Annotated in this window: 9 protein-coding genes and 1 tRNA gene; 5 read left to right on the top strand and 5 right to left on the bottom strand. The window is 47.9% G+C overall.

Annotated elements, in window-relative coordinates; genetic code table 11:
- The first annotated feature begins 156 nt into the window (after positions 1–156).
- The 5 genes from H608_RS0105040 to H608_RS23440 all read left to right on the top strand — a co-directional run bounded on the left by H608_RS0105040 (position 157) and on the right by H608_RS23440 (position 7,753).
- Complete coding sequence (locus tag H608_RS0105040) at positions 157–3,255, top strand: SusC/RagA family TonB-linked outer membrane protein (RefSeq protein ID WP_028786720.1); 3,099 nt, start codon at positions 157–159, stop codon at positions 3,253–3,255.
- 18 nt (positions 3,256–3,273) lie between these two features.
- A complete protein-coding gene (locus H608_RS0105035) occupies positions 3,274–4,791 on the top strand; it encodes a RagB/SusD family nutrient uptake outer membrane protein (RefSeq protein ID WP_028786719.1) in 1,518 nt (505 codons plus the stop codon).
- Between the two features lie 18 nt (positions 4,792–4,809).
- Positions 4,810–5,685, top strand: a complete 876-nt coding sequence (locus H608_RS0105030) for a PKD domain-containing protein (protein WP_028786718.1) — start codon at positions 4,810–4,812, stop codon at positions 5,683–5,685.
- A gap of 102 nt (positions 5,686–5,787) precedes the next feature.
- Entirely contained in the window at positions 5,788–6,561 is a 774-nt protein-coding gene (locus H608_RS0105025) for a glycoside hydrolase family 16 protein (protein ID WP_051268054.1), read from the top strand.
- Complete coding sequence (locus H608_RS23440; RefSeq protein WP_051268053.1) at positions 6,542–7,753, top strand: family 16 glycosylhydrolase; 1,212 nt, start codon at positions 6,542–6,544, stop codon at positions 7,751–7,753. The genes H608_RS0105025 and H608_RS23440 overlap by 20 nt, the downstream gene beginning before the upstream one ends.
- A gap of 210 nt (positions 7,754–7,963) precedes the next feature.
- Here H608_RS23440 and H608_RS0105015 read toward each other — a convergent pair whose 3' ends face one another.
- The 5 genes from H608_RS0105015 to H608_RS0104995 form a co-directional block, all read right to left on the bottom strand.
- A complete protein-coding gene (locus H608_RS0105015) occupies positions 7,964–8,473 on the bottom strand; it encodes a hypothetical protein (protein ID WP_028786716.1) in 510 nt (169 codons plus the stop codon).
- Between the two features lie 21 nt (positions 8,474–8,494).
- A complete protein-coding gene (locus H608_RS0105010; protein ID WP_028786715.1) occupies positions 8,495–9,283 on the bottom strand; it encodes a DUF4339 domain-containing protein in 789 nt (262 codons plus the stop codon).
- Between the two features lie 73 nt (positions 9,284–9,356).
- Positions 9,357–9,881, bottom strand: a complete 525-nt coding sequence (locus tag H608_RS0105005) for a hypothetical protein (protein ID WP_028786714.1) — start codon at positions 9,879–9,881, stop codon at positions 9,357–9,359.
- 334 nt (positions 9,882–10,215) lie between these two features.
- Positions 10,216–10,290 (bottom strand) — tRNA-Val (locus tag H608_RS0105000).
- Positions 10,291–10,376: 86 nt separating this feature from the next.
- The gene (locus H608_RS0104995; RefSeq protein ID WP_028786713.1) at positions 10,377–11,375 is read right to left on the bottom strand and encodes a hypothetical protein; all 999 of its coding nucleotides are present in this window, start codon (positions 11,373–11,375) and stop codon (positions 10,377–10,379) included.
- Positions 11,376–11,547 lie beyond the last annotated feature (172 nt).

Raw genomic sequence — 11,547 nt, 5'->3', positions numbered from 1 at the left:
AAAACCGCAATGATGTAGTGTTGTTGGGGTGTAAAAATGGGTCGTTTGCGACATGATGTAGTGTTGATGTAGTCGAAAATTAGCCTTCGGGGGTCGATGAGCCTAATTTTAACTACTTGCTTTTGCCTTCGGGCACACAAACCTAAACGCTTGCATATGAAATGGAAAATTGTACTGTCCCTCGGGACCTTTCTCCTTTTTTTTCTCACTGCACAGAGCCAGAACCTTCAGATCACCGGAAAAGTGACTGCCATGTCAACCGGAGAGGTGCTCAACGGAGCCACGGTAGCTGTTAAAGGTGGCACGCCTTCCACCATGACTGATAGTAAAGGCTTCTACTCCTTAACTGTACCGGCGGGCAGCCAGATCGTTGTTTCTTACGCGGGCTCGATCAGCCGGGAGGAATTAATCAAAACTTCAGGTAATTACAATTTCGAGCTGCAGCTCCAGGCCGGCGACCTCGACGAGATCGTGGTGGTAGGTTATGGTACGCAGAAACGCCGCGACCTGACCGGCGCCATCTCGAGCGTAAAAGCCAGCGACCTGGAAAACATGCCTGTGTTCCGCGTGGAGCAATCCCTCCAGGGACGTATCGCCGGCGTGCAGGTAACGGCCAATTCCGGACAGCCCGGCGAGTCTGCCAAAGTGCGGATCCGCGGTGCGTCCAGTCTTACCGCCACCACCGACCCTATTTATGTAGTGGACGGGATCGTGATCAACGGAGGTATCGAGTACCTCAACCAGTCCGACATCGAATCCATCGACGTACTTAAAGACGCGGCTTCCGCCGCTATATATGGTACGCAGGGATCCAACGGTGTAATCCTCATCACTACCAAAAAAGGCCGTCAGGGTCGCATCAGTGTTAATTACAACGGCTACGTAGGCACCCAGGCGCCCTGGCGTAAACTGGATTTGCTGAATGCCCGCGAGTACGCCACACTGATGAATGAAATGCGCGTCAACGGCAACAAACCGATCATGTTCAACGACCCTGCCGCACTCGGTGAAGGCACCGATTGGCAGAAAGCCGTTTTCAACGACAACGCACGCATTCAGAACCATGAATTAAGCATCTCCGGTTCGGGCGACAAATCTTCTTATTTCGGTTCCTTCGGTTATCTCGACCAGGAAGGGATCGTTACTTCTTCCAATTCGAAGTTTCAGCGTTTCACCGCACGCTTCAATGCCACACACCAGATCAGCAAACGCATTACGTTTGGCAACAATGTTGGTTACACGCATATCCGCTCGGTAGGTGTGGGCACCAACAGCGAATATGGTACGCCGCTGAACCGTGCTATTAATATGGACCCGCTTACGCCTGTAATCGAAACAGACCCTGCTATACTGTCGCAGGCTCCTTATAATGGCCTTAGCACAAGTCCGTTTATCGTGCGGGATGACAAAGGCAATCCTTATGGTATTTCCAAATACATCGGATCGGAAATCCTGAACCCGCTGGCTGCCGTGAAAGTGGCACAGGGTTATGGCTGGTCCGACAAGATCGTTGCCAATGTGTTTACGGAGATTGAATTGATACAGGGATTGAAATTCCGTTCCAGCATCGGCGCCGACCTGGCTTTCTGGGGCGATGCAAGTTTTCAACCGCTGTTCTACCTGAACTCCATCAACCAGAACATCACACTGAACGATTACACACGTAATAATAACAGAGGATTATTTTACCTGTGGGAAAATACACTCTCTTATCAGCGCAGCATCGACCGCCATTCGTTCACCCTGCTGGCCGGTACATCCGCTCAGAAAAATAAAGGTGAGGGCAACAAGAATACCAAGAAAGGTATTCCCGTTACACGTATCGAAGATGCTTCCATGAACTTCGTAGTGCCTGCTGAAAATCAGTTCAGCGGTGGTTATGAATATGAGAACAGACTGGCTTCCATGTTTGGCCGTTTGATCTATAACTATGATCAGCGTTATATGCTGACGGCGATCCTGCGCCGCGATGGTTCTTCCCGTTTCGGCAGCAACAAGAAGTTTGGTATGTTCCCGTCCGTGTCTGCCGGCTGGATCGCTTCAAGCGAATCTTTCTTCCCGCAAACAGACAAGATCAGCTTCCTGAAACTCCGCGCTTCTTATGGCGTGAATGGTAACGACCGTATCGAGAACTTTGCGTACCTGTCAACCGTAAGTGGTGGCCGCAACTACACACTGAATGGCCAACTGATCACAGGTTTCAGCCCCAACGCGATTCCCAATGCGGATCTGCAATGGGAAGAAACTTCGCAGACCGATATCGGATTCGACGCTACTATTTTCAAATACTTCAATGTGAGCTTCGACTGGTTCAACAAAAAGACCACCAACATGCTGCAGCGCGTGAATGTGCCAATGTATGTAGGTAACACCGGTCCCATCAAGAACATCGCCTCTATGGAAAATAAAGGCATAGAACTCGAACTCGGTTATCGCCGCCAGTTAGGCAAAGTGAACCTGAGCGTATCGGGCAACGTAGCCTCACTGCGCAACAAAGTGACCTTCATCACCGATGACCTGGATTACCTGGCCAACCGTCAGACCTTCAGCCCGCAGGGACTGGAGATTGCCCGCACAACCGTGGGACGCCCGCTGGATTATTTCTTCGGATTCAAAACAGACGGTCTGTTCCAGAACTGGGATGACGTAAACAACTACGTAAACAAAGATGGTATCAAGCTGCAACCCAACGCAAGCCCTGGTGATATCCGCTTTGTAGACTATAATGGTGATGGCGTGATCGATCCCAACGACCGCACGATGATTGGTAACCCTACTCCTGACTGGAGTTATGGCTTTACGATCAGTGCCGAATACAAAGGATTTGACTTCACGGTATTTGGCCAGGGTGTAGCAGGAGCTGATGTGTTCCAGGCGATCCGCCGTTTCGACCTGCCTACTTCCAACTATACTACCGAAGCACTCGGCCGCTGGATCGGTGAAGGAACCTCCAACTATTTCCCAAGATTAGTAGATGGTGATCCCAATAAAAATTTCAGTACCGCTTCCGACTTTTTCATCAAAGACGGATCTTATTTCCGCATCAAAACATTGCAGATCGGTTATACACTGCCTAATCAATGGCTCACCCGTGTAGGTTTGAGTAAAGTGCGTGTATATGTGATGGGTAATAACCTGCTCACGTTTACCAAATACACCGGCTTCGATCCGGAGATCGGCAGCAGCAATGGCATCGACCGCGGTATCTATCCGCAGCCACGTGCATTGATGGCAGGTATCAACATTGGTTTTTAAATGAAAAAAACAACTGGTATGAAACGTAACATAACAAAATATTTCGGAGTGGTATTGGCAGCGGCAGCTCTTACACTGAGCTCCTGCAGCAAAAGCTTCCTCGAACTGGAACCGAGAGGGTCGGATCTGGAAGATAACTTTTATAAAAATGAAGAACAGGTGTACCAGGGACTCATTGCCGTGTACGATGTAATGCAATGGGGCACATCCGGCGGGTATACCATGAAGATGCCATTGCTGTCCGTAGCTTCTGATGAAGCGCATGCCGGCGGCAGTGATGCATCAGACCAACCGGGTTGGGTATCGTATGATAACTTTACCATGACCTCTTTTATCGGTCCGCAGGTCGGACTCTGGTCTAAAAGTTATACCGGTATATACAGGGCGAACCTGATCTTGTCAAAAATTGAAAACTCTACTTCGCTCGGTACAAACTTTCGTGCAAGAGTAACGGCGGAAGCCAAAGCGTTGCGCGCTTATTTTTACTTTGATCTTATCCGCTGGTTTGGTCACATTCCTTTGATCATTGCCAATATTCCTACTGCCGATCTGTATAAACAAACACAGGCAGAACCTGCAGCAGTATGGACGCAAATCGAAAAAGATCTGAGAGAAGCCATCACCGATTTGCCGCTGACTATCCCGGTATCGGAAAACGGACGCATTTCAAAAAATGGTGCAAAAGCATTGTTGGGAAAAGTGATCCTGTTTCAAAACAACAATGCACGCATGGCCGAGGCGGCTACCTTGTTCAACGAAGTAAACACGGCGCCTAACTATTCATTGCTGCCTAACTACGGCGATATATTCCGTCCTGATAATCGCTTCAGTTCGGAATCGATCTGGGAAATTCCGCACTCTAATGCAGCAGCATGGGGCGACTGGGGATGGATCAATGGCGGTGAAGGCAATGTGGCTCCACAATTCATCGGCATGGATGGTTATGCCGGATCTACTTATTCGGCAGGCTGGGGCTTTGCACCGATTTCACTCGACCTGGTGACGGCCATGCAGGGCGACCCGCGTTTTCAATACACGATCATCGATGGTGCAGCTTTACGCGCAAATGGTGCCACCTACAATGCGCGTTACCAAAACACCGACTACTTCATTAAAAAATATGCACCGATGCAATCCTTCCGCTCGGCGGTGGGTACGGCAGAATTGAACTGGCCGTATAATGAAATTGAGATACGCCTGGCCGATACTTACCTGATGGAAGCCGAATGTTTGCTGCGCAGCGGCGGCAGCACCACAAGAGCCGGAGACCTGCTGAATGGCCGTACCGGATTTGTAGGTGTACGCAGCCGGGTCGGTTTGCCTGCCGTAGCGGTTACACTGGATAATGTTTACAAAGAAAGGCAGCTTGAACTGGCTACTGAAGGACATCGCTTCTTTGACCTGATCCGTACCAACAGAGCGGCAACCGTGTTGGGATCAAAAGGATTCACAAGCGGCAAAAACGAAATATTGCCGATACCGCAATCAGAGATCGATATCTCACAAGGTAACCTGAAACAAAACCCTGGCTATTAATCTTAAATGACAGCGTATATGAAAAAAATATTCTTTCTCGCGGGCATAGCAGCACTGGTGATTACCGGGTGCAGTCCCGACGAACAAAATAAAGAACTCGGTGCCTTGCCGGACGCCTCCTTCACTGCCACTCCCATTCCCGGCATGGTGAACCGTTACCTGTTAACGAGCACCTCATCCCATACCACGCAATGGCGTTGGGACAATGGTGACGGCAGCGGAACAAGATTCGGCAAAGCGGTGGATACGGCCTACTTCCCTTCAGCGGGATCGTACACGATCAAATTGCTGGCGATGGGGCAGGGTGGTATCGACTCTGCTTCTCAATCGGTAACCGTAGCGGCAGATGATCCCAACGGATGTGTGGGATTGAAAGCTGTACTGACAGGTTGTGCTACCAAAACCTGGAAACTCAAACCAACGGCAGCAGCGCTGCGTGTAGGTCCTCCCGGACTCACACAAATATGGTGGGAGAATCCGGCAAGTGATGTGGCGGCACGTCCCTGTACGTTCAACGACCGGTTCATCTTTACGGCCGTTGGCTCTGTATACCGGTTCGATAACCAGGGTGATATCTGGGTGGAAGATGAAAATGGTGCACCGTGGCCAAACAATATCGGAGTGGCCATCGGCTGTCACCCGATCAATGACATTGCTCCGCAATACCGCGCATGGGGCTCGGGCACACACAGTTTCTCCGTAATCGGCAACAGCAAAATAAGAGTAACAGGCACCGGCGCATTCCTCGGCATCTACAAAGCTGGCGACAATGGTACCACCAACGGTCCCGAAGCAAGCATCACCTATGATGTGCTTTCTTATTCAGCAACCGAACTGGTATTGCGTAAAAACTACGACTGGGGTACATGGGAATTCCATTTTGTACCCGAATAATAAAGAACGTTAAGCAAGCACGACAAGCAGTGAGTGCAGGGCGGGCGAATTAGGGTTAAACAAGCCCGCCCTTTTTTTAAGATCAATGAAGCAGAGAAAATTATGAGAGGAGTATTAATTTTAGTAAGCTGCCTGTTGAGCTGGGCGGTGACGGCGCAGAACAGGAAACTGGTATGGGCCGATGAATTCAATTATACAGGCATGCCGGATACGACACGCTGGAGCTACGATACCGGCGGACATGGGTGGGGTAATAATGAAAAACAATATTACACCGATGCCCGTCCCGCCAACGTTTCAGTCGGCAATGGATTGCTCACTATACATGTGAACAAGGAAGAGTACAAAGGCAACAAGTATACTTCCGCACGCGTGTTGTCGAAATACAAAGGCGACTGGAAATACGGGCGCATCGAAGTAAGAGCCAAACTGCCGAAAGGCCGTGGTATCTGGCCGGCGATCTGGATGTTGCCTACCGACTGGAAATACGGTGGCTGGCCGGAGAGCGGGGAGATCGATATCATGGAATATGTAGGTTACCTGCCGGATTCTTTGTTCAGCACCGTACATACCGGTACCTATAACCATGCGATCGGTACGCACAAACCGGGAGGCATAGCCAAGCCGGAAGTAACGGACGGCTTTCACGTATACGTGATGGAATGGACACCGGATAAGATTCGCATGGGTGTGGACGACAACCTGTACTATGAATTTGTAAACGAAAAGAAAACATTCAACGAATGGCCTTTCGACCAGCGATTCCACTTGCTGCTCAATGTAGCGGTAGGCGGCAACTGGGGCGGAAAGGAAGGAATAGACGATAGCATTTTTCCACAAAAAATGGAAGTAGACTATGTACGCGTATATCAATAAACTGACCGGAGCGGCGATGTTATCATTGGTAATGGTAAGCGCCTGTAAAAAAAGTGGTGGAGACAATGCACCCGATCCGCATCCCAACCTCACGGTAGAAGACGTGACTTTATTTGAAGGCAACGGCGGTACAACCACCTTTAATATACAGGTGACACTCGACCGCGAACCCAAAAATGCCGTGACCGTAAAATATGCCACAACAGACGGCACCGCCAAAGCAGGAGAGGACTACACGGCTTTGAACGGCACCCTGCAATTTGCTGCGGGAGAACGGACCAAAAACATTGCGCTGAGCGTAGTAGCCGACGATATCAAAGAAGGCGACGACATGCTGACGGTAACACTGAACGATCCGTCGAATGTGGTGCTGGTAAGAGCGCAGGCCACCGTGACGATAAAAAATGACGACACCAAAGTACCGTTTAACAATAACGGTTACGACGCACCTACGAGTTATGCAGGCTTTACGCTGGCCTGGTCGAATGAATTTAATAACGGGGCGCTGGATGCAACGGCCTGGAGCAACCAGGATGGAGACGGCTGCCCTTCGATGTGTGGATGGGGAAACAATGAACTGGAATACTATACAGGCCGTCCGCAGAATTTGTTCTTCCAGGATGGTAAACTCATTATCGAGGCCAACAAAGAGCAATTTGGAACGCGGAACTATACGTCATCTAAAATTCTCACCTCCGGTAAAAAGATGTTCAAATTTGGCCGCATCGACATCCGTGCGAAATTGCCGAAGGGTAAAGGCATCTGGCCCGCGTTCTGGATGATGCCGCAGGCGAGTGTGTATGGTGGCTGGCCCACAAGCGGCGAAATAGATATCATGGAAATGGTGGGGCATGAGCCGAACCGTACGCATGGTACGCTGCACTTCGGCCCCGGCCCGGCGAGCACGCAGATCTCACGCAGTACGGCTTTGTCAACCGGCACACTGGCGGATGAATTTCATGTATACTCACTGGAATGGAAGCAGGACCAGATCAAATGGTATTTAGATGGTAATTTGTTCTCTACGGTAAACAAGGCCGATCTGAATGGGGTATTGTATCCGTTTAATGAAGAATTCTTTTTGATCTTTAACCTGGCGGTGGGCGGCAACTGGCCCGGCTCACCGGATGCGAATACTTATTTTCCGCAGTGGTTGATTGTGGATTATGTAAGGTATTATCAGGGGGTGTAAAGGCTCTTATAAATAAACTTTAAAGCCGATCGGGGAGACCTGGTCGGCTTTTTTTTGAAACAATAGACGTGAAGTAAAATATTTAGTATCGGATGTTAGTTTTCGATTACATGCGATTATCTTCTTTTCAATAAAAAAATCCTGGTGTTCCTGAAACTTTTAAATAATACAGTATAGTAATTTTAATTCGAGATTTATGCTCCCTGCAATTTACCATTGCTGAATTTTCAACATACCTATGAATGCTGTGTCTGCTTTTTTCGGACTACCCTTTGTCCTTTTAGTCACTCCTTTAATCGACCAAGATGGCCCACTCGTTCCTTTTATGTTGACCAAATTCTCATTCGCTCTTGCAGCTGATTGAATGAGATATGTTTCAATTTGAGCAAGTTTGGTTATACTGATTTTGGTTCTGGAGTTAGCTGGCGTTACGAAAAACATATAAGGAGTTCCATGCGTATAGGAGTGAAGAACGCTATTGTATTTGCCAAGTTTGTGGTCAGTGAAAATCTCTTTAAAAAAATGGCGTGAGGATTTTCCGACATAAAATGGAGTCAGCCCTCTTGTCTGAATCGCAAAAATATAACAACCATTTTTCGATGAATATTTCTTGTGATTTTCCCAGAATATATGTTTTTCCTCACTAGAAATATGTTTGACTCCTTTCTTGTTTTTCTTATAGGGGATCTTACACGCTTCGGATACAATAAATTGACTCATAAAAAAGTTTAATTGTAAAAATTACTCACAATAATAAGGATCTTCAACGCCGCCCTGTCCAAGCGGATAACAGAACTTCATTGCCTTACTCAGAATCTTACGCACTTCAATTTTTACACTCATGCCTCTTGAACTCTCGGGTGCGGGCGCTGATTCTCTCGTTCCGGGAGCTATATTAGAGAGACTAATAACTTCTGTTTTATAGACGCGTGTATTTTTGAGAATATACGATACAAGGATATCAACCTGATCAAGGTATCGTTCCGTTTTATTCGTTACAAAGACGTTGAACTTATCAATACCACCAAGTGTGTAGTCGATATAAACATCTCCTCGTTCAATCAATATGTATTTATCCCAATAAACTCTGTATTTCTTGTTCTCTGCGGCGATACGCGTTGCTTCGTAATCCTCACGATTCTGCGTTTCTTTAACAGCCGCCATCACTTCGCTTTTATCACTATTGCTTCGATACAAGAAGGCAAGGATAATTACACCAATAACCACAAGCGTAATAATAAGCGGTTTATTAAATGAATGCTTTTGTTCAGGAAATGGCTGCACATAGACAGTTTCACGCGGAGGGGGCGGTGTATAATTGTTTTTTTCTGAAGAATAACCTGAATGAAAAGGCGGAGGTGTTCCATAGGAAAACAATTGCTGTTTAAGTTCTGGAACGTTTTCAATAGTTGCCCAGCCTGCGAGGCCTTCGTACCAGATATGTGTTGAGGGAGAAACTTTCTGAGCCTTGAGCTCATCAAGTGTAAACGGACCCAGCTCCGACTGGCCGTCGTGAATGAAATACTTCATAGATAAGGTAGTTAAGGTTGACTTGTAGTACTAATGTACTACTTAGTTTGAATATTGCAAGAGGAGTGGGCGATTAGTAGCAATGGTAGGGATCGGCCGATGATCCAATCCCGTCAGGAAAACACAATTCAAGCTTTTCTGATTTTAGTAAAACAATTTCCGCCTCGAGAGAAGTTGTGTTTTTATAGTTTTTAACCGTGGTAGTGTCTCGGCTGAAAGCTTTTATATTATATAAACTGATGAGGTCTTTTTTGATCAGTTTACCTTTTTTATCCATGTATAGTAGTTCAATCCCGATCTCATCGAGATCTGCGTTGAGCCGGTTGTTTACGTAAATGGCCGGATGTTTTTTGGTGTTGGGCCCGCTATCACTAAACTCTTCGGTTGTAACGGAAATCTTGGAATGCCAGTTGTTTCGCTGAATGGTTTTTAAACGCTGATCTTCCTGAGCCAGGTATTGTGTATTAAGGCTGTAGGTATCCGCGGAAGACTTCTTCTCTTTTATAACGCAGCGGGCTACCCTGAAACAAATAAAAACGAGAGAGAGAATAACAAACAGAATGGTTTTGACGCCCGTACCGGCGGAATTTTCAGACATGGGAGATGGCTTGTAGTAATGGTTGTTTTGTTGAGGGGGTGAAAATAATAAAAATCTGTTATTAATGTGAGCATCAAGAATGGCCGGAGTGTGTTCATAAAAGTCTTCACATACTGTGAAGGTTTCTTATTCCGTGGGAGTTGACACCCGAATAATCGGGTCCGAAGTCTCGGACCGAAGTCTCGGACCGAAGCCCCGGGATCGTCCCGAAGTGTCGGGATGCCGATCCGCTAGGGTGGGACACGCCCTCTGCTTGTAAGGCAGATTCCGCCTTGGAGAGGATAAACTTCCTATAACGAAAAAAGCATCAACCTAAGTTGATGCTTTTTATCCGTGGGAGTTGACGGGCTCGAACCGCCGACCCTCTGCTTGTAAGGCAGATGCTCTGAACCAACTGAGCTAAACTCCCTTTTCCGTTTCGGGAGTGCAAAGATAAGCCCGCGTTTCTTTCTGCCAAATTTTTTCCTGCTTTTTTCTGAACTTTTCTCTACTAATCTATTGCCGCACAATCGTCAACCGCACACTCTCGCCCGTCTTCTTATGATCCAGCTTCAACACATACGTGCCCCTCGCCAGCCCGCCTACATTCACTGCCGCACTGTTCAACTGTCCCTGGCGTAAAGTCATGCCCGCAATACTGATTACCGAATACATGTATTGCTGCGGATCGGTCAGTCCTCGTAACTGGCATACATCACCCGTCAGCGGTACCGGGTAGGCTACAATTTTATTCGCCTGCGCCGCTACATTCACCGTACGCGTTTCTGAATAACTGGTACTGTTATTTTCCGAGGTCTGGCGCAAGCGGTAATAGTTATCGCCTGCCAGCGGCTGCGCATCGGTATAGGTATAGGAGAGAAGTGTATTGGAATTGCCCGCGCCATTGATCACCTGCAGGTCCTGCCAGGTCTGGCCGTTGGCCGATCTTTCTACCGTAAAGGATTTATTGGCTGTTTCCGTAGCGGTCGTCCAGCGCAAAGCCACGCCGCTGTTCACCGCCTTCGCCGTGAATTCGGTAAGCGTTACGGGCAATGCCGTCAGTACCGGCACTGTCACCGTCTGGTCGGGAATGCCGGGACCATTGATCCTTACACGCACATTGTTGCAACTTAATGACTGCAACGTGGCCGTGGCACAATCTGCTATCCCACGCCATGGGTTGGTATTGGTGACATAGAATCCCATACCACCGCTAAGCGGCAGGCTATAAAAAAGGCTTGCTCCACCGGTACAACCTACCGTACCCTGCAACGTATACAGGGCAGACGGGATGTTGGTACCCGAGAAAACGACATTGTAAGCCAGGCTCAAATTATAATTGTAGCCCCACTGGCAACTATATGTACTGGGAATCAGGTTGACAGGCACCACGGAGATGCTTACGGAATAACCGGTAGTGGAATGAACCAGTACCTGGGATTTGCCCCTGAACGGGGACAAAAATGCAGTCAGTAACAAGACGCTGGTAAGCGTCCGGGTAAACAGATTTCGCATTTCGCAGAGGATTGGATGAGCCGTAAAAATGGGGTAAACTTTTAAGAATTCTAAGCTTTTACACCTATTTTAAACGTATACACCTATTTTGTTGACATATGTCAAGCCTCTGGCAACTAATTGTTTTACCTTATTAACCGTGTAGGGGTTTATTCTGGCCGATGATGGAAAG

Origin of the sequence: Terrimonas ferruginea DSM 30193, from assembly GCF_000425585.1 — a bacterium.
Classification (GTDB): domain Bacteria; phylum Bacteroidota; class Bacteroidia; order Chitinophagales; family Chitinophagaceae; genus Terrimonas; species Terrimonas ferruginea.
Note: the sequence above shows the minus strand (reverse complement) of the source record. Positions and strands in the feature narration are given on the sequence as shown.